The sequence below is a fragment of the Stenotrophomonas lacuserhaii genome (assembly GCF_039674585.1).
In the GTDB taxonomy this organism is placed as follows: Bacteria; Pseudomonadota; Gammaproteobacteria; order Xanthomonadales; family Xanthomonadaceae; genus Stenotrophomonas; species Stenotrophomonas pennii_A.
Genome location: NZ_JBDJNU010000010.1, coordinates 1 through 24675 on the forward strand (window position 1 = coordinate 1; position 24675 = coordinate 24675).

Consider the following 24675-nt stretch of genomic DNA (forward strand, 5'->3'; position numbering starts at 1 on the left):
GGGGGGGGGGGGGGGGGGGGGGGGGGGGGGGTGGGGGGGTGGCCCCCCCCCCCTTTCTTTTGGCTCCGGGTGGGGCCCCCCCCCACCCCCCCCCCCCCCGGCCCCACCCCCAGCTCAAGCTTAAAAGCCACCCGCGAGGGGGGTCTCACCCGTTCGACCCTCACTCACTCCGTAGGTGCAGCCACCGGCAAAGGCGCCTGCATCGGCGCGGCCGCCGTCAGCTTCAACAGCGCCGCCCAATCCTGCCGGTTGAAACTGCATTCCTCTTCGCGCCCCGGCGTGCACGTCGCGGCGATCCCATCCGGCTCGGCGTCGCGCTTGGTCGGCAGTTCGATCCGGCCAGTGCGGTCGAGCATCAGCATGCGCATCGCCACCGTATTGAGGACGTTGCCGCCGACCAGGTACAGGGTGCGGTCGCCGCCCATGTTGGCCGACACCACGACCTCGCAATGCGACTTCCAATGACCCACCGAGCCGTTGCCCAGCGCCTGCACCAGGCCGGTGTAGGTCAGGGTCTCCCGGCGGTCGCGCAGGAAGCACAGGAGGTCGCCGACGGCGGGTTTTTCCGCTGCCGGATCGGCAAGACGATAGGGCGATGCGCCGTTGTAGGCGGCACGGATGTAATCGATGTGGCGCGGGGAGGCGTTGAAGCCGGGAACCCCGGCGCGCACCATTACCCAGGAAATGAAGGCGGCCGACCACGGGTTGTCGATCAGGAAGGCACGGCAGTCGCTGTCGGTGTAGCGCGATCCCAACGGGGCGATGCAGCTGCTGGCGCCGGGGATGGCGCCCATCGCATTCAAGGTGCCGCTGTCGCGCCAGTAACCAGAGACCCGTTGCCAGGCAATCAGGCCGTTGTCGGCAAGGTGCTCATTCTCGGCTTCGGTCACCGCCAGGCTGGCGGCGCGCCCTTCGCGGTCGATGAACGGACGAAACCACAGGCGGTGTTCATTGCAGGCGGTCTGCCGGATCGACAGCGCCAACGGGCTCAGGCCGTAGGGCGGCGGCACATCGCAGGCTTCGGCCGCCGCGGCATCGGTGCTGACGCTGGACAGGCCGAGCGCGCAGAAGGGCAACAGGCAGGCAAGCAGCAACCGGCGCATGCGGTGCTCCGCAGAAGGGGGAGGGGCGCAGCGTCTCAGTGTGCACGTGAATAGCGGGTGCACCTGTCGGGTGACGTAGTGCCGACCATGGTCGGCACGCTCCCCTCAGCCCGGTGGCGGGCCGAGCTTCAGCGACAGGTCGATGGCCTGCACGTGCTTGGTCAGGCCGCCGATGGAAATGCAGTCCACGCCGTCTTCGGCAATCGCGCGCAGGCCATCCAGACCGACGCTGCCGGAGACTTCCAGCGGAATGCGTCCGGCGGTGATGCGTACCGCTTCGCGGCGCAGCGCGGCCGGGAAGTCATCCAGCAGGATGCGATCACAGCCGGACAGCAGTGCCTGCTGCAGCTGGTCAAGGTCTTCCACTTCCACCACCAGCGGCAGCTGCGGCCACATCGTGCGCGCCGCATCCACCGCGGCCGGCAATGAGCCAGCGGCGCGGATGTGGTTTTCCTTCAGCATCACCGTGTCGTACAGGCCGATGCGGTGGTTGTCGCCGCCGCCACAGCGCACCGCGTACTTCTGCGCCAGGCGCAGGCCGGGCAGGGTCTTGCGGGTGTCCAGGATGCGGGTGCCGGTGCCGGCCACCGCGGCGACATGGCGCGCGGTGATCGTCGCGGTGCCGGACAGGGTCTGCAGGAAGTTCAGCGAGGTGCGCTCGGCGCTGACCAGCGAGCGGTTGCGCCCGTGCAGCAGCGCCAGCACGGTGCCGGCGGCCACGGCCTGGCCTTCGCTGACCTGCCAGTCGATGCGCACCTGCGGATCCAGGGCCCGATGGGTAGCGTCGAACCAGGGGCGTCCAGCGATCACCGCGTCCTGCTTGCACAGCAGGTAGGCGCTGTCAGCGTGGTCGGGCAGCAGCGCGGCGGTGACATCGCCGCCGCCGATATCTTCAGCCAGCGCACGCGCCACGTCGGCGACGACCTGCGCCGGATCCGGCGCGATCAACGCGCCCGCGGCGGCCGTGCTCATGCGGAAGGGAAGTCCGCGATCTGCGCGGTGGCGATGGCTTCTTCGGCCAGCAGCACCGGGATGCCGTCGTCCAGGCGGAACACCTGCTTGCGGTCGCGGGTCACCAGTGCCTGGCGCAACGGCTGGGCGAGCGGATTGCCGTCGGCCTTGTTGACGGTACCGGCACCGATGGCGCGGTTGAGGGCTTCCAGGCCCTTGGCATCCAGCAGGGACAGGGGCTGGCGGGTGTCAGGCGATACCAGCAGGTCAAGCAGCTTGCGATCCATGGTTCTTCGTCTTGCGTGGAAGACGGCTAGAATACGTCTTTAAGGCAGGTGACGGCCAATGACCCCCAACCAATCCGCGCCGCTCGTCGGCATCGTCATGGGTTCCCGCTCCGACTGGGAGACCATGCAGCACGCCGCCCAGAAGCTTGAAGCGCTGGGTATTCCGTTCGAAGTGAAGGTGGTCTCGGCCCACCGCACCCCGGACGTGTTGTTCGACTACGCCGAGCAGGCCGGTCCGCGCGGCCTGCGCGCGATCATTGCCGGTGCCGGTGGCGCCGCGCACCTGCCGGGCATGATCGCGGCCAAGACCGCCGTGCCGGTGCTGGGCGTGCCGGTGCAGTCCAAGGCGCTGAACGGCATGGATTCGCTGTTGTCGATCGTGCAGATGCCGGCCGGCATCCCGGTCGCCACCTTCGCCATCGGCAATGCCGGTGCCTCCAACGCGGCGCTGTTCGCCGCGGCGATGCTGGCCAGTGACCAGCCGGCCATCGGCACGGCGCTGGAAGCCTTCCGCGCACGCCAGACCGAAGAGGTCATGGCCCACGACGATCCGCGTCAATGAGCACGAAGACCGTTGGCATCCTGGGCGGCGGCCAGCTGGCCCGCATGATGGTCCTGGCCGGTGCGCCGATGGGGCTGCGCTTCGAGCTGTTCGATCCGGCCGCCGATGCCTGCGGCGGACCGCTGGCGCCGCTGACCGTGGCCGCGTTCGACGACCGCCAGGCCTTGGCCGCGTTTGCCGCCAAGGTGGACGTGGTCACCTTCGATTTCGAGAACGTGCCGGCCGACAGCGCGCAGTGGCTGGCCGACCTGGTGCCGGTGTATCCGCCGCCGTCGGCACTGGCCGTGGCACAGGATCGGCTCAGCGAGAAGACGCTGTTCCAGCAGCTGGGCATTCCGCTGCCGCCGTTCGCCGACATCGCCAGCCGCGACCAGCTGGCCGAAAAGGTCGCCGCGTTCGGCTTGCCGTGCATTCTTAAAACCCGCCGACTGGGCTATGACGGCAAGGGCCAGTTCCGGCTGCGCACCGAAGCCGACATCGATGCAGCGTGGGACGCATTGGGCGCGCAGGTCGACAGGACCGGCCTGATCCTGGAGGGTTTCGTGGCCTTCCAGCGCGAAGTCAGCGTAGTGGCCGTGCGCGGCCGCGATGGCAGCTTCCAGGCGTATCCGGTGACCGGCAACTGGCACGTCGACGGCGTGCTGTCGGCGAGTGTCGCGCCGGCAACATTGTCCGAAGCCGGGCAACAGGCGGCGATCGGCTATGCCCGGACCCTGGCCGAGCACCTGCAGTACGTGGGCGTGTTCGCGCTGGAGCTGTTCTGCCGCGATGGCGAACTGCTGGCCAACGAGATGGCGCCGCGCGTGCACAATTCGGGTCACTGGACCATCGAAGGCAGCGAGACCTCGCAGTTCGAGAACCACCTGCGTGCGGTGCTGGGCCTGCCGCTGGGCGATACGCGCATGCTGGGGCATGCCTGCATGCTCAACTGGATCGGCGTGATGCCTGATCCGGCGCCGGTGCTGGCGCAGGCCAGTGGCCATTGGCATGACTACGGCAAGCAGCCGCGCGACGGTCGCAAGGTCGGCCATGCCACCCTGCGCGACGATGACGCATCCGCGCTCGCGTCGGCATTGGAGCAGGTAGGCGAAGCGTTGGGTCGACAGGCCCAGGTATCCCCGGCCGTCCAAGCCCTGCGCGCCTGACCGGTAGTGACGGCCGCTGGCCGTCATTGGATGGGTAGTGACGACCGTTGGCCGTCACGTCGTGCCGCTGCGCTCGCCGAGCATGGCTCGGCGCTACCAGGTCTGCTCGATGACGGGTAGTGACGGCCGCTGGCCGTCATTCAATGGTGGGTGACGGCCGCTGGCCGTCACGTCGTGCCGCTGCCTTCGGCGCGCCGCTCAACCCGGCAGCTGCTCCGCAGCGAATTCCCAGTTGACCGCCTTCCACCATGCTTCCAGATAGCGCGCGCGGTCGTTCTGGTAATCCAGGTAATACGCGTGTTCCCACAGATTGCAGGCCAGCAGCGGCACGCTGTGGCTGGTCAACGGCGTGGCGGCATTGCGGGTCACCACCACGGCCAGGCTGCCGTCCGGATGCAGCACCAGCCACGCCCAGCCGGCACCGAACAGCCCCAGCGCGGCGTCATTGAACGCCTTGCGCAGGCTGGCGGTGTCACCGAAGCAACGCTTCACCCGATCAGCCAAGCGCCCCACGGGATCGCCGCCACCGCGCGGCCGCAGGCTCTGCCATTGGAACTGCAGGTTCCAGGCCTGGGCGGCCGCTTCGAACAGCGTCCCCTGGCTTTCGCGCACGATCCGCTCCAGCGGCGCATCCTCCCATTCGGTGCCCACGATCCGCGCATTCACCTGATCCACGCAGCCGCGCTGGTGTTGCCCATGCTGCAGCGCCACGGACCTTTCGGACAGGTGGGGCTGCAGGGCGCCAGGCGAGTAGGGAAGGTCGGTAAGTTCCATGGGCATGCGATGAAGGAAGGGAAGGAGGGCGCCGGTGGCCGGTTCCATCGGCTTACAATGACGGCTACTGTGGGAAGTCTAGCCGACCGTCGCGGTCGGATTCGCCCATCCGGGAGGCAGTGTGGTTGTGGCAGTGATGCAGCAGATCCAGGCCGAAGTCGATCGTTACCCCCTCGTGCTGTTCATGAAGGGTACGCCGCAATACCCGATGTGTGGTTTTTCCAGCCGCGCCGTACAGGCCCTGATGGCCGCCGGGGCGGTGTCCCTGCGCACCATCAACGTACTGGAAGAACCGGAAATCCGCGCCAACCTGCCGCGCTTTTCCAACCTGCCGACGTTCCCGCAGCTGTTCATGCACGGTGAGCTGATCGGGGGCTGCGACATCGTGATGGAACTGTTCGAAGCCGGCGAGCTCAAGCGCATCGTCGAAGAAGCCTCGGTTGCATGAGCCTGGCCGCGTCGCCTGACGCCGAAGCCGGCGCGCTCGAAGGCCGGGTGATCCTGGTAGTCGGCGCCGGTGGCGGGCTCGGCAGCGCCGCCGCGGTGGCCTGCGCGGCGGCCGGGGCCACGGTGATCCTGCTCGGGCGCAAGCCGCGCCGGCTTGATCGGGTCTACGCCCAGGTGCAACAAGCCGGACCGGAGCCGCTGCTGTATCCGCTGGACCTGGAAGGCGCCACCCCGGACGATTTCGCCGAACTGGCCGGCCGCGTGCAGGCCGAACTGGGCCGCCTGGACGGCATCCTGGTCTGCGCTGCGGATTTCCCGGGTTTGACCCCGTTCGAGCTGGCTGAACCAGCTGCGTTCGCCCGCGCCCTGCATGTCACCCTGACCGCGCCCGCCCTGCTGGTGCAGGCCTGCCTGCCGTTGTTGAAGCAGCGCGAGGATGCGGCGGTGGTGTTCTGCCTGGACGACCCGGCACGGGTGGGGGCCGCCTATTGGGGCGGCTACGGCGTGGCCCAGCATGGGCTGCGGGGACTGCTGGCCAGCCTGCACGACGAGTTGAAGCAGGGACCGGTACGCATTGCCGGGCTGCAGCCGGCCCCGATGCGGACGGCGCTGCGCGCGCGGGCGTGGTCGTTGGATCAGGATGATGTGGCCAGGGGGCCGGAAAAGGCCGCCGCCGATGCGGTGCACCTGCTGTCGCAGGAAGGCTTGACGTGGCGCGGAAGCGTGAAGGCCGTCAGGCCTGAATAGCCAGTTTTGTGAGGCAAAGCTTCGCGGGGAGTGAAGGAACCGTCACGATTGGGTTGCGATCAGGCCGCTTCTGTCGCACTACCGTCACATTCGGATCGTACCGTGTTAATCTATTGTTAACCGTTGCGGCAGCTGCCGTTCACGGTTGGGAACCCCAGATAACTGTCCGAGCAGCCGCCCGCAAGGCTGCCTGGATGCGCTTTTTTATCCGCCATCGCCAACTCCCATCGAGGCTACCCTAGATGAACCACACTCTCCGGATGTCCAAGCTCACCCTTGGCCTCTTGACCGTGCTTGCCGCCGCTCCTGCCTTTGCCCAGAACACTTCTGCCGGCGTCGCTGGTCAGGTTACGTCCTCGGTGGGCGCGCCTGTTGCCGGCGCTGAAGTCACCATCACGCACGTTGAGTCCGGTACGGTTTCCCGTGCAACCACCGATGCATCTGGTCGTTACAACGCGCGAGGCCTGCGCGTGGGTGGTCCGTACACCATCACCATCACCAAGTCCGGTGAAGGCACCAAGACCGAGCAGAACGTGTTCCTCAGCCTGAGCCAGACCAATACGGTCAACGGCTCGCTGGGTGGCGACCTGACTGCAACCACGCTGGAAGCTGTGCAGGTCATGGCCGTCGCGGGTGGTTCGGATCTTTTCAGCGCCAACAAGATGGGTACGGGTAGCTCGGTTTCGCAGGAGCAGATCGAAGCGCTGCCGTCGATCAATCGCAACATCCAGGACTACGTTCGCCTGGATCCGCGCATCAGCCAGAGCGACAAGTCGCGTGGCGAGTTGACCGTTGGCGGCCAGAATCCGCGCTACAACGCGATCCGTATCGACGGCGTCAACACCAGCGATACCTTCGGCTTGGAATCAAACGGTTTCCCGACCCTGCGCCAGCCGGTGTCGATGGACGCTATTGAAGCCATCAACATCGACGTCGCCAACTATGACACCACCATCACTGGCGCGACCGGCGCCGTGATTGATGCGGTGACCAAGTCGGGCACCAACGAGTTCCATGGTTCGGTTTACGGTACTTACCGTGACAAGGACATGGTCGGTGACCATCCCGACACCGACGCCAAGTTCACCGGCTTCGAAGATGAGAAGACCTTCGGCGCGACCTTCGGTGGCCCGATCATCAAGGACAAACTGTTCTTCTTCGCCAACTACGAAAAGTTCGAGCGCAGCCGCGCTGCATCGTCGTACGGTCCGCGTGGTTCCAACGCGACCAACGTCGTGGACATCGATCCGGCCTTCATCAGCGAAGCGCAGCAGATCGCACGTGATGTGTACGGAGTGGACCTGGGCAGCGCCGACGCGCCGACCGAGACCAAGCAGGAAGTCGAAGAATACGCTGCAAAGATCGACTGGAACATCAATGACGACCACCGTCTGTCGGCTCGCTTCTCCAAGCTGGAGCAGACCGATCCGAACCTGGGTGGTAGCAGCCTTTCCACGGGCTACTCCGGCCATGGCATGACCACGACCGGTCCGGCCTTGGCGCTGAGCAGCCGCTGGTTCGACGTGACCAAAGAAGTCGAGACCAGCGTGGTCCAGCTCTTCAGCGACTGGAGCGACAATTTCTCGACCGAGTTCAAGGTCGGCCGTCGTACCTATGACTCGCTGAGCAGTGTGTACTCGCGTCTGCCGCAGATCGTGATCGGCAGTGGTGCTGGCAACTCCAACGTGGCTCCGCCGTATCTGGCAGCGGGTGCTGACGAGTTCCGGCACGGCAACCAGATCAACACCGAGACCACCACCGCCTACGGCGCGGCGAACTGGTATGTGGGCGACCACACCATCAAGTTCGGTTTCGACTGGGAATCGAACGACATCTACAACCTCTACGCGCAGAACATCTGGGGCACCTACGGCTTCGCCAACCTGGATGACTTCCGTAACGGCCGTTACTGGGTCTACGACCTGAATGCACCGGTTCCGGGCCAGGGTCTTGACTCTGTGGCGATGCAGTACAAGCACAAGAACACAGGTCTGTTCGTACAGGACACCTGGGCCGTCAACTACAACCTGAATCTGATGTTCGGCCTGCGCGTCGACATTCCGGACGTCGATGACGTTCCGGTGCACAATCTGCTGGTGCAGGAAATCTACGGCCGCGACAACCGCGAGACGCTGGACAAGGCGCTGGTGCAGCCGCGCTTCGGCTTCAACTACACCTTCGACAGTGAGCGTCCGACGCAGCTGCGCGGCGGCGTGGGCCTGTTCCAGGGCGCTGCGGCCAACGTGTGGGTGGGTAACTCCTACCAGAACAGCGGCTTCGGCCTTATTGGCTACAACGCACGTGCTGCCGGTCTTAGCCAGGCTCAGCGCGAGGCAATGTGGGCCAGCCTGCCGGCTACGCTGGATCCGGACAACCCCACTGTGCCGTCTCCGGCATCGGGCTACACCACCTTGGTGAACCTGATGGACAAGGGCATTCGCCAGCCTTCAGTGTGGAAGTCCAACATCGCCTTCGACCATGAACTGCCGTGGTACGGCATCACCGGCTCGTTGGAGCTGCTGTATACCAAGGTGAAGGACGGCATTGCGTTCGAGCGCCTGGATATCGGCAACGTCAATGCGGTGCGCGGTCAGGATGGTCGTGACATGTATTGGTCCAACCCCTATGCAGGCACCGGCGTCCGTGCGGGCAGCAACAACGGTGTCGCTGCAGCAGCCGATGCCATCCCGGGTTACGAGAACATCACCGGTTGGCACAACGATGGCGTGATCCTGCTGAAGAACACCGACAAGGGTCGCAGCACGCAGTTCACCGCAAGCCTGAGCAAGCCGCTGACCGAAAACTGGGGCTGGTCGCTGGGTTACACCTACACCGACGCCACCGAAGTCAGCCCGCTGACCTCGTCGCGTGCGATCTCTAACTGGAACGGCGTGATCGGCGTCAATCCGAATGACGCAGTTGCTTCGACCTCCAACTACGAGATCAAGGACCGCATCACCGGCAGCCTGCAGTTCCGCAAGGCATTCTTCGGTGATAACGACACGACCTTCTCGCTGTTTTATGAAGGACGTTCGGGCCTGCCGTACAGCTGGCGCTTCCTGAACGATGCCAACGGCGATGGCTACAGCAACGATCTGCTGTATGTGCCGGCCGGCCGTGGCGACGTGCTGTTCACCGGCGGCGCCGCGATGGAAGATGCGTTCTTCGAGTTCCTGAACGGCGAAGGCGATCTGTCTCGCTTTGCAGGTGGCATCGCTCCGCGTAACAGTGCCCGCAACAAGTGGGTGAACACCTTCGACATCCGTATCAGCCAGGAGCTCCCGGCCTTCTTCGAGGGTCACAAGGCAGAGATCTGGGTTGACGTGATGAACGTGGGCAACCTGCTGAACAAGGATTGGGGCAAGGTCAGCTATGCCTCGCCGTTCAGTGGTCGCGGTGCGACGAACTTTGCCGGTATTGATCCGGCTACCGGCAAGTACATCTACAACTTCAACGCAAACAACGTCACCAAGGTCAATCTGACCGATTGGGAATCGCGTTGGTCGCTGCAGGTTGGCTTCCGCTACAAGTTCTAATGGGTAGCGGTACCTGATGTGAATGGAAACGGCCGGGGAAACCCGGCCGTTTTCTTTTTCATGGGGGCAGCGCTACAGTCGGACACCTTGAGGAAGCGAAACGTTGGACATGACCACGACGATTGAAAAGCCGGCACGTACGCTGCCGGTGCAGGACGCGCGGATCTACCCGCGCGGTGGGCTGGATGTGCTGTCCCGGGCGGAAGTCGCGCGCCTGCGCGATGCCTCCGGTGGCGGCATGCACGAACTGCTGCGCCGTTGCGCGCTGGCGGTGCTGACCAGTGGCAGCGCCTCGGACGACCCGCGCGCGGCGCGTGACCTGTACCCGGATTTCGACATCCAGGTTGCCCAGCAGGACCGCGGCGTGCGCATCGACCTGGCCAACGCGCCGGCGATGGCCTTCGTGGACGGCGAGATCATCCGCGGCGTGGCCGAACTGCTGTTCGCGGTGGTCCGCGACCTGGCCTACATGGCCATCGAAATGGGCCCGGCCTACGCGGCCGAACTGGAGTCTTCGGACGGCATCACCAATGCGGTGTTCGGGCTGCTGCGCAATGCGCGCATCCTCAACCCGGGCGACCCGAACCTGGTGGTCTGCTGGGGCGGCCATTCGATCGGTCGCGACGAATACCTGTACACCAAGCAGGTCGGCTACGAGCTGGGCCTGCGCGGGCTGGACATCTGCACCGGCTGTGGCCCGGGCGCGATGAAGGGCCCGATGAAGGGCGCCACCATCGCCCATGCCAAGCAGCGCAAGAGCGTGTCGCGCTACATCGGCCTGACCGAGCCGGGCATCATCGCGGCCGAGTCGCCGAACCCGATCGTGAACCACCTGGTGATCATGCCGGACATCGAGAAGCGGCTTGAAGCGTTCGTGCGCATCGGCCACGGCATCATCGTGTTCGCCGGTGGCGTGGGCACGGCGGAAGAGATCCTGTACCTGCTCGGCATCCTGCTGCGCGAAGAAAACAAGGACCTGCCGTTCCCGCTGATCCTGACCGGCCCGACCGTGGCCGCGCCGTATTTCGAGCAGATCGACCGCTTCATCCGCCTGACCCTGGGCGATGCGGCCGCCGAGCGCTACCAGATCATCATCGGCGACCCGTCGGCGGTCGCGCGCAAGATGACCGCAGGCATCAAGCAGGTGCGCGAACACCGCCTGGCGCAAAAGGATTCGTTCTTCTTCAACTGGTCCATCGACATCCCGTGGGAGTACCAGCAGCCGTTCGAACCCACGCATGAAGCGATGGCCGGACTGGACCTGCACCACGGCCGTGCCCCGCACGCCCTGGCGGCCGACCTGCGCCGCGCGTTCTCCGGCATCGTCGCCGGTAACGTGAAGGAAGACGGCATGCGCCGGATCGAGGAGTCCGGTCCGTTCCAGATTCACGGTGACGCCGACATGATGCAGGCGCTGGACGCGCTGCTGCGCGCCTTTGTCGACCAGCGCCGGATGAAGATCTCCGGCGAGTACAAGCCGTGCTACCAGGTGGTCACCTGACGGTCGGGTAGTGACGGCCGCTGGCCGTCAACCGTTGGTTGGTGGGTGACGACCGTTGGTCGTCACGCCTTCGCCGCTGCGCTCGCCGAGCATGGCTCGGCGCTACCGTGGATCCCGGTCGTGACGGCCGCTGGCCGTCAGCCCTCGCCCCGGGTAGGTGACGACCGTTGGTCGTCACGCCTGTCGCCCTTGCGGCGCCGATCTTTTGACGCTTGTCGCCCCCGAATGACCGTTCGTCCTGCACGCCCTTGCGGCGCGCGCAGGCGTGCCTCATCGTGCCGACATCACGCTGGGGAGCGGTCCATGTCTTTGCGCCTGTCCAAGGGCTTCACGCTGCTGGAACTGATGGTCACGGTTGCCGTCTTGGCGATCCTGTCGACCATCGCGTTCCCGAGTTTCCAGAGCACCATCCGTTCCAACCGCGTCGCGGCCACCGGCAACGAAATGACCGCCCTGTTGTCGCTGGCGCGCAGTGAAGCGGTGCGCAACAAGCGCGGCGGTGGGGTCTGCGGCAGCGCCACGGGCACCTCGTGCGACAACAACTGGTCGCGCGGCATGCTGGCCTGGGCCGATGTGAACGGCGACGGCACCTACCAGGCTGGCGAAACCGTCCTGCGCTACATCCCGGTCAAGACCGATTCCCTGACGGCGGGCGGGCCCAGCACGGCGGTCATCGCCTTCGACAACCGCGGCCGACGCCGTGCCGCCGCCGCCCAGTCGCTGACCCTGCAGCCGACGGAGTGTGGCGGTGAGGCGCTTCGTCGCCGGCTGGACATCAACGCCGCCGGCCAGATCAATTCCATCAAGGGCGCCTGCCAATGAGTCGTCGTCTTCCTTCCTTCGCACGCACCCAACGCGGCTTCAGCATGATCGAGGTGCTGGTGGCGGTGCTGATCCTGGCCTTCGGCCTGCTCGGTTTCGCCATGCTGCAGACCATGAGCGTGCGTTTCGTGCAGAGTTCCAACTACCGCACCCAGGCCACCAACCTGGCCTATGACCTGCTCGACCAGATGCGCAGCAACCGCTACCAGGCCGGCTGGTATACCAATGCAGCCTTCGCCGCTGGGACGGTCCGGGCATCCAGTTGCTCGCGTACGCTGGGCACTGCGGTAACGCTCAACAACAACATCACCCGCTGGCAGTGCCAGGTGGTCCAGGCCCTCGGCGAGGGCGCCAGTGCGACGGTAGTCAACGCCAACGGCCAGGTCACCGTGGGCATCGCCTGGGGCGACCAGCGCTGGGATCCTGCAAATCCTGACGGGCGGACCACGTTCACCCTGGTGTCGCAGCTGTGACGCGCGCAGTCTCTGCCGCGCGTCGCCAGGCCGGCCTGTCGCTGATCGAGCTGATGATCGCCATGGTCATCGGCCTGGTGCTGATGCTGGGCGTGATCCAGATCTTCGCCGCGTCGCGCGCTGCTTCGCGGTTGGCCGAAGGCAATGCCCGTGCGCAGGAAAACGGTCGTTTCGCGATCGAATTCCTGCAGCGTGACATCCGCATGGCCGGTCACTTCGGCTGCGTGAACGACCAGGCCCATTTCGTGAGAGGCGAGGGCGACCCGGTGGTCAACACCGGGGCCGCTACCGGCTCTGGCCATCCGTTGGATTTCACTGTCAGCATCCAGGGCTATGAGGCGCCAAGCACCGCGCCGGGCGGCCAGTTGACCCTGGGCGCTACCTGGGCCGGTCCGGCCGGGCTGCCGGCCGCGATCGCCGCGTTGAATCCGCGTGGTGGCAGCGACATTCTGGTGCTGCGCTATCTCGCCGCCGAGGGGGTGCCGGTCACTGCGTTGACCGCCAACACCGACAGCGTGGTGGGCTTCGATGCCACTGCCGGCGCGCGGTTCAACGAGGGCGGCGTAGGCACGCCCAATCTGTTCGGCGTTGCGGACTGCAGCCATGCCAATGTGTTCAGGGGCACCTACACGGCGGGCAGCGTCACGGCCCTGGGATCCAACCTCAACCGCTTCACCGTGCAGCCCACCGGCCAGACGATGATCTACCGCGCCGAATCGGTGGTGTATTACGTTGGCACCTCGGGGTCTGGCGAGCCTGCATTGATGCGTGCGCGGGCCGACGGAAACAACGGCTATGGCTTGAGGGAAGAACTGGTGGAAGGCATCGAAAGCCTGCAGCTGCTGTTCGGCCTCGACAGCACCACCGAGATGAGCTCCACCACGCCGCCGGCCGGCAACATCACCACCCAGGCCGTGGCCAGTGGCGTCACCAGCGATGCAAATGCCACCGGTGCCGCGCAGTGGCGCCGCGTCGGACAGGTCCAGGTGGGCGTGCTGGCCCGCAGCCCGGCGCGTTCGCAGGCCGAAGCGCCCACGGACGCGGTCAACTATCCGCGCGCGCTCGGGGTCGGCTTCGCGCCGGCCACGGCCAGCGACGGCCGCTACCGCACCACCTATGAATCCACGATTGCCCTGCGCAACCGACTGTTCGGGAACTGATGCGATGAATGCTCCTGCCCGCCTGCGACCCATGCCCCGCAACCAGCGCGGCGCCGTGTTGTACGTCGCGCTGATCATGCTGATCCTGCTGGCGCTGATCGGCATCGCCGGCATGCAGGTTGCCGGCATGCAGGAAAAAATGGCGGCCAATTACCGCGCCACCAACGTCGCCTTCCAGAATGCCGAAGGCGTCACCCGGCGTAGCGAAAACGCGTTGGAAGCGATCGCCAACCGCACCGCCGCGCCGGCCAATGCGCCGCTGGTGGATACCGATATCCAGCAGAACTGTGACGTCGCTTTCGATCCGGTCAGCTGGGGGCGTGGGCGCCCGTTGACCACCGCCCAGGCGGTCAACGTACGACGCATCGACGCCTGCATCATCGGTGGCGGCTCGCTGGCGATGGGCGATGCACTCGACCCGGTCACGCCGGTCTACCAGATCACCACCTTTGCCACCGATACCGCGACGGATTCCTCGTCCACGGCCTCGGTCGACACCGTCTTCAAGCTCTGAGGCCACCGGCATGACACGTCGTACTTTCCGGATCGCTGCTGCGTCCGCTGCTGTCGTGCTGGGCGCGGGCGCCTATTTCGCCTACAGCCTGTTCGCCGCGCAGGGGCAGGGTGCCCTGGCGCAGGCTCCATTGAACAACACCACCTCGATCCAGCCGGCTTTCATCATGGCGGTCGATGACTCGAACTCGATGACCTTCGAGCGCATCTTCCAGGGCGGCGATGGACGCATGCAGTGGAACGGCAGCAGCTTCTTCCGTTCGGCCGGCGTGTTCTACGACGTGGGCGAGGGCTGCGCGAACAACTCGGTCGACTGCTATCTGTACCTGTTCCCGCACGCGTCGTTCAATACCTCTTACACCCCGGGTCGCGCCATTCCGCCGATCGATGAGTTCGGTTTTGCGCGATCTCCCGCGTACAACGCGAGTTACTACAACCCGAACGTGAAGTACGACCCGTGGAGCCTTCCGGAGCCGCCGGCTGCGGGTATTCCAGCGCTCTGGCCTGACGCCGCGTTCGACAGGGCCCGCGCCGACCCGCGTAATCCCTCGGTTTACGGTACTGATTTCAGCAACGACTACAACACGATCTACAACCTTGCATATCGCGAGGTCAACGGCGAGTCGTTCCAGTTCATGACCGGGATGACGATCCCTTCCGGGACGCGCTACCGTTCCAATGCGCGTAGCTGCAACTCCGGCACGAACGGTCTTCCCAGCACCGGCAACGCTTGGACGACGCTGTCCTCGGACGTGCTGGTGCGGGCCAACTGCACGGTGCAGATGGCCTACGTGCCGGCGACTTTCTACCTGCCCGCAGCTGCGCCGGCCCCGGCCGGCTACAAGACCGCCGATGCCAACCGCCCGGTGATCGCCAATGCCTGCGGTCCTGGCTGCAACATGCGGCGCTACCAGATCCTGCCGGACAACTATTCCGACGCCACCGCGCGGGTGGCGGCGCAGGTCAATTTCGCGAACTGGTTCCAGTATCACCGCAACCGCATCCTGTCGATGGTGGGCTCGTCCTCGCACGCGATGGCTGGCGTGGAGAACATGCGGGTCGGCTATTTCACGATCAATAATCGCGTCAACGTGACCATGCATGACGTGTCCACCCAGCGTGCGAACCTGTTCAACCAGATCTACGGCCTGAACCCCAGCGGCGGTACGCCGAACCGCCAGGCGGCGGCCTTCCTGGGTGAACAGTTCCGCCGCACCGACGCCGGTGCGCCGGTCGTGCGCGCGTGCCAGCGCAATGGCGGCATGCTGTTCACCGATGGCTATACCAACAGCGGCAACTCCGCCGGTGGCTATGGCAATGCCGATAGCGCCGGCGGCACCCATTTCCCCGGCGCGCCGTTTGCCGACAATTACAGCAATACCATCGCCGACATCGCGGCTTCGTACTATGGCGGCGCGTCGACGCCCCTGCGTACCGGCGCCAGCTTCCAGACCGGACTGGTGCCGGTGCCGGAAGAATGCTCGACGCTGAGCCCCTCGTCTGCCCAATGGAAGCGGCTGGACTGCCAAGCCAACCTGCACATGAACTTCTACGGCGTGACGCTGGGTGCGCAGGGGCTCATCTATGAAGTGAATCAGGCAGCAACCGATGATCCCTATGCCAACCCGCCGAACTGGAACGCCGGTGGCGATCCGCTCTCGGGCGACGATGGCCGGGTGATCGACGAGTTGTGGCATGCCGCGATCAATTCGCGCGGTGAGTTCATCAATGCCAAGACGCCGGGCGACGTCACCGACGCGATGCGTCGCGTGCTCGAGGCCGTCGGCGCTGCGGCGTCGCCGTCGGGCACGCTGGCCACCAGCGGTGCGCGCATCGGCGCCGGTTCGCTGACGGTGTCGCCCGAATACAGCGTGCAGAAGAACGGTACCGACTGGTTCAGCCGCCTGACGGCGTCCCGCGTGACCGTCAATGCGGCGCGCGAAGCGCAGTTCACGCCGATCTGGGAGGCCAGCGCGCAGCTGCCTGCCGCCGCAGCGCGCAACGTGTACTTCAATGACGGCAGCAGCGTGCGCAAGTTCGGCCCGACCACGGTCACGTTGGCCGGGCTCTGCGGCCTGTCCAGCTCGTTGTATCCGGGTCAGGCGATCTGCACGCCCGGCGGGCTGACCGGACTCGGCGCGACGCCCACCATCGCCGCCAACTACCTGCTGGGTGATACCGCCAACGAAGTCCGTCGCAGTGGCAAGCTTCGCGATCGCACCAACGCGCTGGGCGACATCATCAATTCCACGCCGGTCATCAGCGCCCCGACCGACGATTTCGGGTACCGCGCGCTGGGCGGCACCCTGGCCAGCACCTACGCCGCGTACTTGAACAGCAAGCGCACCAGCAAGCGTTTCATGGTGTATGCCGGCGCCAACGACGGCATGTTGCACGCCTTCGATGGCGGCATGGACGGTACCGGGGCGGTCAGCGGTAACGGCGGACGTGAAACGTTCGGCTACATCCCGGCCACTTCGTACGGTCACATGGGCAACCTGCTGATTCCCTACGATCCGGCCAAGGTGAATGCCCAGCAGTTCTCTCATCGCTACTTCGTGGATGGTCCGCTCGCCGTTGCAGATACCTACTACAACGACACCTGGAATACGACGCTGGTCGGCAGCACCGGCGCGGGTGGCCGGGGCGTGTTCGCGCTGGATGTAACCACGCCGGGCAGCTTCACTGCCACCAACCGGCTTTGGGAAATCAATGACCTGAGCGGTGCCGATGCAGTCAAGGCCAACATCGGCCACGTCCTCGGCAAGCCGGTGATCGTGCCGGTGCGCACCCTGAATGGTGGCGTCAGTTGGAAGGCCATCTTCGGTAACGGCTATTCCAGCAGCAGCGGCAAAGCCGTGCTGTTCGTGGTGGATATCGGTAACGCGGCTACGCCGACGATCCGCATGATCGAAGCCACCGAGAGCAACTCGGGCATCGCCGGCAGCAATGGCCTGGGCAACATCATCGTGCTCGATCGGCTGGATACGGCCAACATCAATGCGTCCACCGGCTTGCCGGCCAGGGTACGGGACGGCTATGCCGACACCGTCTATGCGGCCGACCTGAAGGGCGCGGTGTGGAAGTTCGACCTGCTGTCCACGGCCAATTCGGTCACCGTGCCGGTGTTCACGACCAACACCTTCGTGCAGAGTGGGGCGACGTATCGCCAGCCTATCACCGGTGGCCTGCAGGCATCGGCCGGTGAAAGTGGCGGCGTGCTGGTGATGTTCGGTACCGGCAGCTTCTCCTTCAATGACGACACGCTGCCGATTTCCTCGACGCAGATCCAGAGTCTGTATGGTTTCAACGACACCTCCAATGCGGCCGTCACCAGCACCCTGACGCGAACCAGCCTGACCCCGTATACGGTGGCTGCCGGGACCGGTGGGCGGACATTGAGCCGCGGTACCGCGCCCACCAGCGCGCGCGGCTGGTACATCGACCTGCCTGCCGGCGAGCGCGCGGTGGGTTATCCCGAGCTGGCGTCCGGCATCCTGTTCATCCCGACCTACACCCCGGACTCGATCACCTCTGGTTGTACCGCAGGCGGTGGCAACAACCTGTTCGGGCTCAATCCGCGCACCGGGGGTGGTGCCTTGTCCGGTGTGCGCATGGGCTCGATCAGCGGTGCCACCGCAGTCGCGGGAACCGCCAGCATGGCGTTGGCCACGGGAGGTACCGCGCCGGTCAAGGACGTCGGTGTCTCCGTGGTGCCGCGCCTGCAGCCGCCGGCCAACCCCGGTGGTGGCGCGCCCGCGCCGACCCCGCCGGGGGGCTCGGGCTGCTGGATGGTGGTCAACGTAGCGGGCGCTCCGCCGATGTATGTTCCGTATCCCTGCGGTCGCCAGTCCTGGCGCCAGATCCAGTAATGGAGAATCCCTCGATGTCCTCTCTGGTTTCCCTGCGTGCCGTCCACCGGCATGGCCTGCGGTCGCGCGCGCGCGGCTTCACCCTGATCGAACTGATGGTGGTGGTGGCCGTGGTCGCCATCCTGGCCGCCATCGCCTATCCGTCCTACGTGGAGCAGGTGCGCAAGTCGCGGCGGGCGCAGGCCAAGGCCGATCTGGTCGAGTACGCGCAGTTGGCCGAGCGCTCGCATACCACCAACAATACCTACGCGAACTTCCGCTTCAGCAACGGGGCGACAACGTTCCAGTCACCGCGTGAAGGCGGCACCGCGCGCTATACGATCACCTTCCAGGGCGGGCAGGGCACGTTCACGCTGACCGCCACGCCGCAGGGACCCCAGGCGCAGGACAAGTGCGGCACCATGTCGGTCAACCAGGCCAACGTGAAAACGCCCTCCGCGGCGACCTTGCCGGAGTGCTGGTGATCGTTCGCTACGGGCTTGCGCGGCGCGTAATCTCACCGTAGAATGCGCCTCCCCGCCCGAATAGCTCAGCCGGTTAGAGCACTTGACTGTTAATCAGGGGGTCGTTGGTTCGAGTCCAACTTCGGGCGCCAGATTCAGTAGAAAGCCGCGAGCGATCGCGGCTTTCGTCATTTCAGCAACCTTCTTTTTCGCTGAGGCAGGGTAGGGGGCCTCGGACGCGACACGAGCGTACCCGGCCTGGCACGTTGACAACGACCCGGCTGTGGCGCTGCCCGCCGATGCAGATCGGGATGCTGAAATTGCTGCCCCCGCTGCGCCCGTCGGGCCGGAAGCGTACCCTCAGGCGGCCACCGCTGGCTTCGGCCCGGATGCCCGGAGATGGCCGCAGGGCATGGTGGGCCAGCACCTGTCCCCTGGTGCCTTCTTTGCGAAGGATCCATCCTGCACTCCAGTCGCTGCTGCATTGCAGACCATCCGCACTCGGACACACCACGACCACATGCCTTCGGGTGATGGCCTCCGTGCGTGCCTGCGCCACCGCAGCGTGCAGCTGCATGCGCAGACTGTCTGCACGCACCCGCGCCAGGGTCCGTTGGAACGAGGGCAGGGCCGCCGCCGCCAGGGTCGCGACCAGGGCCAGCGCCATGCACAGTTCAACCAGGCCGTAGCCTTGGGCACTCGCAGCAGGCCGGGCTGGATGTGGCATGCAAAGGTCCTCCGTGCCTGCATGGTCCGCCTTGTCCCGGCACGGGTCCGTCGCCAGAGCCGTCAACCGCAGCTAGCCGATTCCCTCAACCTGCCGTCACCGGCCGCCCCGCTATAATTGGTGTCCCCGGGACCTGGCAGCACCATGAGCGACCGTTTCCAACTCGTATCGCCGTATTCGCCCGCAGGCGACCAGCCCACCGCGATCGAGAAGCTGAGCAGCAACTTCGAAGCCGGCGTGGCCAAGCAGACCCTGCTCGGCGTGACCGGCTCGGGCAAGACCTACACCATCGCCAACGTCATCGACCGCATCCAGAAGCCGACGCTGATCATGGCACCGAACAAGACCCTGGCCGCGCAGCTGTACGGTGAGTTCAAGGCGTTCTTCCCGCACAACGCGGTCGAGTATTTCGTCAGCTATTACGATTACTACCAGCCGGAAGCCTACGTGCCGTCCTCGGACACCTTCATCGAGAAGGACAGTTCGATCAACGAACACATCGAGCAGATGCGCCTGGCCGCGACCAAGACCCTGCTGTCGCGACCGGATGCGCTGGTGGTGGCCACCGTATCGGCCATCTATGGCCTGGGTGCGCCGGAAGACTACCTGTCGCTGCGGCTGATCCTGTCCAAGGGCGAGCGCATCGACCAGCGCGACCTGATCAACCACCTGACCCAGCTGCAGTACACCCGTAACGAGTACGAGCTGCATCGCGGTACGTTCCGCGTGCGTGGCGAAGTGATCGACGTGTTCCCCGCCGAATCGGACAGCGAAGCGCTGCGCATCGAACTGTTCGACGGCGAAGTGGAAAAGATCACCCTGTTCGATCCGCTCACCGGCGAAACGCTGCGCAACATGATGCGCTTCACTGTCTACCCGAAGACCCATTACGCCACCACCCGCGAGCGCGTGCTGGCCGCGGTGGAAACCATCAAGGTGGAGCTGAAGGAGCGCCTGGACCAGCTGTATGCGGAAAACAAGCTGGTGGAGGCGCAGCGCCTGGCCCAGCGCACCCAGTTCGACATCGAGATGATGGCCGAGGTGGGCTTCTGCAACGGCATCGAAAACTACTCGCGCCACCTGACCGGCAAGCCGGCCGGTTCGCCGCCGCCGACCCTGTTTGATTACCTGCCGCCGGATGCGCTGCTGGTGATCGATGAGTCGCACGTGACCATTCCGCAGATCGGCGCGATGTACAAGGGCGACCGTTCGCGCAAGGAAACACTGGTGGAGTTCGGCTTCCGGCTGCCGTCGGCGCTGGACAACCGGCCGCTGCGTTTCGAGGAATGGGAACAGCGCTGCCCGCGCGCCATCTACGTGTCGGCGACGCCGGGTCCGTATGAGTATCGCGAGGCCGGCGAAGACATGGCCGAGCTGGTGGTGCGCCCGACCGGGCTGATCGATCCGATCGTGGAAATCCGCCCGGTCGGCACCCAGGTCGACGACCTGATGAGCGAGGCCAACGAACGCATCAAGATGGGCGACCGCGTGCTGGTCACCACCTTGACCAAGCGCATGGCCGAGAACCTCACCGAGTACCTGAGCGAGCACGGCATCCGCGTGCGCTACCTGCACTCGGACATCGACACGGTGGAGCGCGTGGAGATCATCCGCGACCTGCGCCTGGGCAAGTTCGACGTGCTGGTGGGCATCAACCTGCTGCGCGAAGGCCTGGACATGCCCGAGGTCTCGCTGGTGGCGATCCTGGACGCGGACAAGGAAGGTTTCCTGCGCTCCACCGGCTCACTGATCCAGACCATCGGCCGTGCGGCGCGCAACGTGCGCGGCAAGGCGATCCTGTATGCCGACCGGATGACGAAGTCGATGCAGGCGGCCATCGATGAGACCGACCGTCGCCGCGCCAAGCAGGTGGAGTACAACGAAGAGCACGGCATCGTGCCCAAGTCGGTCGCCCGACCGATCGTGGACGTGCTGGAAGGCGCGCGTTCGGAGGCCTATGACCGGGCCTCGCGCAAGGGCAAGGGCAAAGGGAAGATCGGTGCGGTCGAGATCGCCGAGGAGGGCGCCGATTACGCGACGCTGTCGCCGTCCCAGGTCGCCACCCGGCTCAAGTCGCTGGAACAGCGGATGTACCAGCATGCCAAGGACCTGGAGTTCGAAGAGGCCGGGCGCGTGCGCGACCTGATCAAGCGGCTGAAAGAGGCCAGCCTGGGCTGATTGGGGCATCGGTAGCGCCGCGCCATGCTCGGCGTAAATCCCCGAAACCACGCGCTACCCACGCTTTCGAAGATTTCTTCACAAAAGAGTTGCACAACCCCGGTCTCCTCCGTAATATACGCGGCCTGCCCCGACGCAATCGCAACGCGGCAGGAAACAAAAACGGGCGGTTAGCTCAGCGGTAGAGCACTACCTTGACATGGTAGGGGTCACAGGTTCGAACCCTGTACCGCCCACCACTTCCAACGAAGTGGGAACGAAAAAAGCCAGCCATCGCGCTGGTTTTTTTTGTGCCTGCAATCCGGGATTCCTGTTCGCTGGGAAGGTCCTGATCCGCACAGGGGTAGCCGCGCCTGGCCCGGTGATGACGTCGGCCCTTGGCGCTGCACGCAGCACTGCAGCTGTTCCGTTGCCTGGCAACGCCCGCTGTAGTGAGATCAGGTAGCCGGGACTGTCGGCGTGGGAGAAACCCTATGACCTGTTTCAACAAGACGATGATGCCGATCCTGCTGGCCGTTGCGCTCTTGGCCGTGACCCACAACGTCAGGGCGGGTAATGAATCGATCACCAGCACGCGGACGATCGTGGTGGACGCGCGATCCGCGGACGGCGCTGCCGCGCGAGCCTGGATTGAAAGGAATTCGCCCGACTTCCGTCCACGCCTTGACGCGGAGCAGATGGAAATAAGCAGGACGGTGGTGGTCAGTTCGGATAACGTGCAGCGCACGCCGGGAGACAATCCGCCGATTCCGCTTCCTGCAAGCGGAAAGCCAGGCGAAGTGATCAGCTTCAGCAGCCAGCGCAATGGCGGCCTGGAGTCCTGGACCTACAAATGGCGGGCTGGTTCGAAGGGCGGCGGCAGCTGGAGCCTGATCGGCTACACGTTCAAGTACTTCGACGAGCAGGAGCGCTGACGGCAGCGCTTCATGCGCTACGCCTGCGTCAGCCTGCGGCGAACGCCTGCCGCAGGCTGCGCAGTGAGTCTTGGCGGCAGCGGGTCGCACAGTCTTCGCCCATCTTGAATTCCTGCAGGCGCATGCCGACCAGTGTCAGCGACAACGCATAGCCACTGCCGGAAGCATGCCGCGCATGGCTGATCGCATGGCGTGCCAGTGCGTCCACATGGTCACGGTCAGGCAGCAGGCCGAGGAACGCGCGTTCAGCGCTGTCCAGGTCCGGCGCGGTCAGTACCACGCGCGGATCGGCGGCAGGCCTGAGCAGGGCGGGCGCGGGGCTGGCCGGGGGGAGGAAAGCGTCCATGGCGTCGTGCGGCTCGATACAGAAGCGGTACGTGCACGATGCGTCATCAACATTGTCAGAACATTGCGCGCCTCCTGCGCGGCTTATCATCACCGCTGGTTTCTGCTGCCCACCGGTTTCCCATGCGCATCCTGCTGGTCGAAGACGATCCTGACCTGTCCCGTGCCCTGCAGTCCGGGCTGGAACGCCAGGGCGTGGTCGCTGACGTGGTGGATACGCTGGCCGCCGCCGCCGCCGCGCTGCGCGATCCGGTGCACCAGTTGCTGCTGCTGGATCGCCAGCTTCCGGACGGCGATGGACTGGCCTTCGTGGCCATCGCCCGCGCGCTGCGGCCCAACCTGCCGGTGATCATGCTGACTGCCAAGGGCAGCCTGGGCGACAAAGTGGAAGGGCTGGATGTCGGCGCGGACGATTACCTGGTCAAGCCGGTGGCGATCGAGGAATTGATGGCGCGCATCCGCGCCGTGTCGCGTCGCCCGACCGAAATGGTCACCCCGGTGCTGCAGTTGGGGCGATTGCGGTTTGATTTCGAGTCGCTGCAGGCGCAGGTGGACGGCCATGCGCTGCCGCTGCCGCGGCGCCAGCTGCTGGTACTGCAGGCGCTGGCATTGCGCCAGGGGCGTACGGTGACCCGCAGTGGATTGGAGGAAGCGGTGTACGGATTCGACGATGACATCCAGTCCAACGCCCTGGATGCCCATATTTCAAAGCTGCGCAAGGCGCTGCAGCAGGCCGGCGCAGGCGTGGAAATCCACGTCATCCGCGGGGTCGGCTACCTGTTGGCGGAGGCATGAAAATGAACACGGACATTCGATCCATCTCACTCGGCCTGGCCTGGCGCGTCTGCCTGGCCCAGGTGTTCACCGTGTTGATCGCGGTGATGGCGCTGATCCTGACCTGGGGCGACCAGGAGTCGGTGCAGATGGACATGTTCACGGCGGATGACGTGGTCGCCGCGCTGCACAGCGATGGAACCACCCTTCGGCTGGATCGCGCGCGCTGGGACGTACTCAACGCACAGGCGGGCGGCAATCTGTGGTTCGTCGCCACCGATGAACGCGGCAACCAGCTTTCCGAAGGCGCCGTGCCGGATGTTCATCGCGAACTGCTGTCGCGACTGGAGCGCGTCGGCTACAGCGAACTGGGTTCGCTGACGCCGCCTTATCTGGATGCAGCGCGCATCGTGATCAGCAAGCAGGACGGCAGGCGCTTGACCGCGATGGTCGGCGGCCAGCCCAAGCACGGGTTGTGGGAAGGCGCGCTGATGGTGCTGCGGCTGATCGGCCCGTGGTTCTTCCTGCCGCTGATCGTGGTGACCCTGCTGGTGATGCCGCTGGTGATCCATCGCGCGATGCGTGGCGTACGCCAGTTGGCACGCGAGGCGCGGCTGCTCGACATCGGCAAGCCGGGAGCGCGGCTGGACACGCAGTTGGTCAGTAGTGAAATCGCGCCGCTGGTCAGCGCCTTCAACGATGCCATCGGCAAGGTCCAGCAGGGTTACGCCGCACGCGACAAATTCCTGGCCGACGCCGCGCACGAATTACGCGTGCCGATCGCGGTGGTGCAGGCACGTCTTTCGCAATTGCCGCAGGGCGCGCTGAAGGCGCAGCTGCTCAACGACATCGCGCGGCTCGGCAACGTCGCCGAACACCTGCTGGACCTGCAGCGGCTGGACCGCAGCGTCGAAAAGCTGCAGCCGCTGGACCTGGCTGCGCTGGCCCGTACGGCAGCCGCGGAACTGGCGCCGTTGGTGATCGGCGCGGGCTACGACTTCGAAGTGGACGCCCCGGAGGGGCCGGTCTGGATCGTCGGTGATGGCATCGCGCTGGGACGCGTGATGGCCAACCTGGTGCACAACGCGATCGTGCACGGTGGCGGTCGCGGCACGATCAGCGTGCGGCTGGACCGCAACGGCACGCTCGAGGTAGCCGACCAGGGTGCCGGCGTGCCGGAAAACGACCGCGACGTGATCTTCGAACCCTTCCATCGGCTGCGTGCGGCCGGCAGCGGCAGCGGCCTGGGCCTGCACCTGGTGAAGGAGATCATCCAGCACCACGAAGGCACGGTGACGGTGGGCGAAGCGCCGGGAGGCGGTGCCAGTTTCCGTATCGCATTCAACCGCTCGGTGCGTCGTCCCGGCTGAAGCCCGAGTCTGCACGGTGCAGAACGCTGAT

22 protein-coding genes and 2 tRNA genes are annotated in these 24675 nt (G+C 65.6%); 18 read left to right on the forward strand and 6 right to left on the reverse strand.

Annotation, left to right across the window (positions count from 1 at the left end):
- Nucleotides 1-164 precede the first annotated feature (164 nt).
- From ABE522_RS05885 to ABE522_RS05895, 3 genes are all read right to left on the reverse strand, one after another.
- Nucleotides 165-1103, reverse strand: a complete 939-nt coding sequence (locus ABE522_RS05885) for a DUF2272 domain-containing protein (RefSeq protein ID WP_406846313.1) — start codon at nucleotides 1101-1103, stop codon at nucleotides 165-167.
- Between the two features lie 105 nt (nucleotides 1104-1208).
- On the reverse strand, nucleotides 1209-2075 hold the full coding sequence (gene nadC / locus ABE522_RS05890) for a carboxylating nicotinate-nucleotide diphosphorylase (protein WP_346590922.1): 867 nt from the start codon (nucleotides 2073-2075) through the stop codon (nucleotides 1209-1211).
- Entirely contained in the window at nucleotides 2072-2341 is a 270-nt protein-coding gene (locus ABE522_RS05895) for a Trm112 family protein (protein ID WP_042614172.1), read from the reverse strand. The genes nadC and ABE522_RS05895 overlap by 4 nt, the downstream gene beginning before the upstream one ends.
- A 58-nt stretch (nucleotides 2342-2399) precedes the next feature.
- On the opposite strand from ABE522_RS05895, the gene purE reads away from it, so the two are divergent.
- On the forward strand, nucleotides 2400-2903 hold the full coding sequence (gene purE / locus ABE522_RS05900; RefSeq protein ID WP_346590923.1) for a 5-(carboxyamino)imidazole ribonucleotide mutase: 504 nt from the start codon (nucleotides 2400-2402) through the stop codon (nucleotides 2901-2903).
- Nucleotides 2900-4048: a 5-(carboxyamino)imidazole ribonucleotide synthase gene (locus ABE522_RS05905; protein ID WP_346590924.1), complete on the forward strand. Its 1149-nt coding sequence runs from the start codon at nucleotides 2900-2902 to the stop codon at nucleotides 4046-4048. Before purE ends, ABE522_RS05905 begins: the two co-directional genes overlap by 4 nt.
- Nucleotides 4049-4246: 198 nt before the next feature.
- Here the strand turns inward: ABE522_RS05905 and ABE522_RS05910 are convergent, their stop codons facing one another.
- Entirely contained in the window at nucleotides 4247-4828 is a 582-nt protein-coding gene (locus ABE522_RS05910; RefSeq protein ID WP_346590925.1) for a superoxide dismutase, read from the reverse strand.
- Between the two features lie 121 nt (nucleotides 4829-4949).
- Here ABE522_RS05910 and grxD point away from each other — a divergent pair, with 121 nt between their 5' ends.
- The 11 genes from grxD to ABE522_RS05965 all read left to right on the forward strand — a co-directional run bounded on the left by grxD (nucleotide 4950) and on the right by ABE522_RS05965 (nucleotide 18488).
- Nucleotides 4950-5270, forward strand: a complete 321-nt coding sequence (gene grxD, locus ABE522_RS05915) for a Grx4 family monothiol glutaredoxin (protein ID WP_042614176.1) — start codon at nucleotides 4950-4952, stop codon at nucleotides 5268-5270.
- A complete protein-coding gene (locus ABE522_RS05920) occupies nucleotides 5267-6016 on the forward strand; it encodes an SDR family NAD(P)-dependent oxidoreductase (RefSeq protein ID WP_346590926.1) in 750 nt (249 codons plus the stop codon). The genes grxD and ABE522_RS05920 overlap by 4 nt, the downstream gene beginning before the upstream one ends.
- Before the next feature lie 242 nt (nucleotides 6017-6258).
- Nucleotides 6259-9552, forward strand: a complete 3294-nt coding sequence (locus tag ABE522_RS05925; protein ID WP_346590927.1) for a TonB-dependent receptor — start codon at nucleotides 6259-6261, stop codon at nucleotides 9550-9552.
- A gap of 109 nt (nucleotides 9553-9661) precedes the next feature.
- The gene (gene ppnN, locus ABE522_RS05930; protein WP_406846314.1) at nucleotides 9662-11053 is read left to right on the forward strand and encodes a nucleotide 5'-monophosphate nucleosidase PpnN; all 1392 of its coding nucleotides are present in this window, start codon (nucleotides 9662-9664) and stop codon (nucleotides 11051-11053) included.
- A gap of 303 nt (nucleotides 11054-11356) precedes the next feature.
- The gene (locus ABE522_RS05935; protein ID WP_346590929.1) at nucleotides 11357-11875 is read left to right on the forward strand and encodes a GspH/FimT family pseudopilin; all 519 of its coding nucleotides are present in this window, start codon (nucleotides 11357-11359) and stop codon (nucleotides 11873-11875) included.
- Nucleotides 11872-12348, forward strand: coding sequence for a type IV pilus modification protein PilV (pilV, locus tag ABE522_RS05940; RefSeq protein ID WP_346590930.1), 477 nt, complete (start codon nucleotides 11872-11874; stop codon nucleotides 12346-12348). The genes ABE522_RS05935 and pilV overlap by 4 nt, the downstream gene beginning before the upstream one ends.
- Nucleotides 12345-13508, forward strand: coding sequence for a PilW family protein (locus ABE522_RS05945; protein ID WP_346590931.1), 1164 nt, complete (start codon nucleotides 12345-12347; stop codon nucleotides 13506-13508). The genes pilV and ABE522_RS05945 overlap by 4 nt, the downstream gene beginning before the upstream one ends.
- 4 nt (nucleotides 13509-13512) lie before the next feature.
- Nucleotides 13513-14022: a pilus assembly PilX family protein gene (locus ABE522_RS05950; RefSeq protein WP_042614182.1), complete on the forward strand. Its 510-nt coding sequence runs from the start codon at nucleotides 13513-13515 to the stop codon at nucleotides 14020-14022.
- 10 nt (nucleotides 14023-14032) lie between these two features.
- The gene (locus ABE522_RS05955; protein ID WP_346590932.1) at nucleotides 14033-17893 is read left to right on the forward strand and encodes a pilus assembly protein; all 3861 of its coding nucleotides are present in this window, start codon (nucleotides 14033-14035) and stop codon (nucleotides 17891-17893) included.
- Nucleotides 17894-17907: 14 nt separating this feature from the next.
- Nucleotides 17908-18357 carry a type IV pilin protein gene (locus ABE522_RS05960; RefSeq protein ID WP_346590933.1) on the forward strand — a complete coding sequence of 150 codons (450 nt, stop codon included), beginning with the start codon at nucleotides 17908-17910 and terminating at the stop codon, nucleotides 18355-18357.
- Nucleotides 18358-18411: 54 nt separating this feature from the next.
- Nucleotides 18412-18488: transfer RNA gene (locus ABE522_RS05965), tRNA-Asn, on the forward strand.
- Nucleotides 18489-18529: 41 nt separating this feature from the next.
- Here ABE522_RS05965 and ABE522_RS05970 read toward each other — a convergent pair.
- On the reverse strand, nucleotides 18530-19003 hold the full coding sequence (locus ABE522_RS05970) for a GspH/FimT family protein (protein WP_346590934.1): 474 nt from the start codon (nucleotides 19001-19003) through the stop codon (nucleotides 18530-18532).
- A gap of 204 nt (nucleotides 19004-19207) precedes the next feature.
- Between ABE522_RS05970 and uvrB the strand changes: the two genes are divergently transcribed.
- From uvrB to ABE522_RS05985, 3 genes are all read left to right on the forward strand, one after another.
- The gene (gene uvrB, locus ABE522_RS05975; RefSeq protein ID WP_346590935.1) at nucleotides 19208-21241 is read left to right on the forward strand and encodes an excinuclease ABC subunit UvrB; all 2034 of its coding nucleotides are present in this window, start codon (nucleotides 19208-19210) and stop codon (nucleotides 21239-21241) included.
- Nucleotides 21242-21405: 164 nt separating this feature from the next.
- Nucleotides 21406-21480, forward strand: a tRNA-Val gene (locus ABE522_RS05980).
- 234 nt (nucleotides 21481-21714) lie between these two features.
- A complete protein-coding gene (locus ABE522_RS05985; RefSeq protein WP_346590936.1) occupies nucleotides 21715-22155 on the forward strand; it encodes a hypothetical protein in 441 nt (146 codons plus the stop codon).
- 28 nt (nucleotides 22156-22183) lie between these two features.
- On the opposite strand, the gene ABE522_RS05990 is transcribed toward ABE522_RS05985, so the two are convergent.
- Complete coding sequence (locus tag ABE522_RS05990; protein ID WP_346590937.1) at nucleotides 22184-22501, reverse strand: hypothetical protein; 318 nt, start codon at nucleotides 22499-22501, stop codon at nucleotides 22184-22186.
- 122 nt (nucleotides 22502-22623) lie between these two features.
- Between ABE522_RS05990 and ABE522_RS05995 the strand changes: the two genes are divergently transcribed.
- Entirely contained in the window at nucleotides 22624-23295 is a 672-nt protein-coding gene (locus ABE522_RS05995; protein ID WP_346590938.1) for a response regulator transcription factor, read from the forward strand.
- A 2-nt stretch (nucleotides 23296-23297) separates the two neighbouring features.
- Nucleotides 23298-24644 carry a sensor histidine kinase gene (locus ABE522_RS06000; protein WP_346590939.1) on the forward strand — a complete coding sequence of 449 codons (1347 nt, stop codon included), beginning with the start codon at nucleotides 23298-23300 and terminating at the stop codon, nucleotides 24642-24644.
- The last annotated feature ends 31 nt before the right edge of the window (nucleotides 24645-24675 follow it).

Coding starts and splice junctions, on each gene's coding strand:
- ABE522_RS05885 (WP_406846313.1), bottom strand. CDS start 1,103: ATGCGCCGGTTGCTGCTTGCCTGCCTGTTGCCCTTCTGCGCGCTCGGC.
- nadC (WP_346590922.1), bottom strand. CDS start 2,075: ATGAGCACGGCCGCCGCGGGCGCGTTGATCGCGCCGGATCCGGCGCAG.
- ABE522_RS05895 (WP_042614172.1), bottom strand. CDS start 2,341: ATGGATCGCAAGCTGCTTGACCTGCTGGTATCGCCTGACACCCGCCAG.
- purE (WP_346590923.1), top strand. CDS start 2,400: ATGACCCCCAACCAATCCGCGCCGCTCGTCGGCATCGTCATGGGTTCC.
- ABE522_RS05905 (WP_346590924.1), top strand. CDS start 2,900: ATGAGCACGAAGACCGTTGGCATCCTGGGCGGCGGCCAGCTGGCCCGC.
- ABE522_RS05910 (WP_346590925.1), bottom strand. CDS start 4,828: ATGCCCATGGAACTTACCGACCTTCCCTACTCGCCTGGCGCCCTGCAG.
- ABE522_RS05920 (WP_346590926.1), top strand. CDS start 5,267: ATGAGCCTGGCCGCGTCGCCTGACGCCGAAGCCGGCGCGCTCGAAGGC.
- ABE522_RS05925 (WP_346590927.1), top strand. CDS start 6,259: ATGAACCACACTCTCCGGATGTCCAAGCTCACCCTTGGCCTCTTGACC.
- ppnN (WP_406846314.1), top strand. CDS start 9,662: ATGACCACGACGATTGAAAAGCCGGCACGTACGCTGCCGGTGCAGGAC.
- ABE522_RS05935 (WP_346590929.1), top strand. CDS start 11,357: ATGTCTTTGCGCCTGTCCAAGGGCTTCACGCTGCTGGAACTGATGGTC.
- pilV (WP_346590930.1), top strand. CDS start 11,872: ATGAGTCGTCGTCTTCCTTCCTTCGCACGCACCCAACGCGGCTTCAGC.
- ABE522_RS05950 (WP_042614182.1), top strand. CDS start 13,513: ATGAATGCTCCTGCCCGCCTGCGACCCATGCCCCGCAACCAGCGCGGC.
- ABE522_RS05955 (WP_346590932.1), top strand. CDS start 14,033: ATGACACGTCGTACTTTCCGGATCGCTGCTGCGTCCGCTGCTGTCGTG.
- ABE522_RS05960 (WP_346590933.1), top strand. CDS start 17,908: ATGTCCTCTCTGGTTTCCCTGCGTGCCGTCCACCGGCATGGCCTGCGG.
- ABE522_RS05970 (WP_346590934.1), bottom strand. CDS start 19,003: ATGGCGCTGGCCCTGGTCGCGACCCTGGCGGCGGCGGCCCTGCCCTCG.
- uvrB (WP_346590935.1), top strand. CDS start 19,208: ATGAGCGACCGTTTCCAACTCGTATCGCCGTATTCGCCCGCAGGCGAC.
- ABE522_RS05985 (WP_346590936.1), top strand. CDS start 21,715: ATGACCTGTTTCAACAAGACGATGATGCCGATCCTGCTGGCCGTTGCG.
- ABE522_RS05990 (WP_346590937.1), bottom strand. CDS start 22,501: ATGGACGCTTTCCTCCCCCCGGCCAGCCCCGCGCCCGCCCTGCTCAGG.
- ABE522_RS05995 (WP_346590938.1), top strand. CDS start 22,624: ATGCGCATCCTGCTGGTCGAAGACGATCCTGACCTGTCCCGTGCCCTG.
- ABE522_RS06000 (WP_346590939.1), top strand. CDS start 23,298: ATGAACACGGACATTCGATCCATCTCACTCGGCCTGGCCTGGCGCGTC.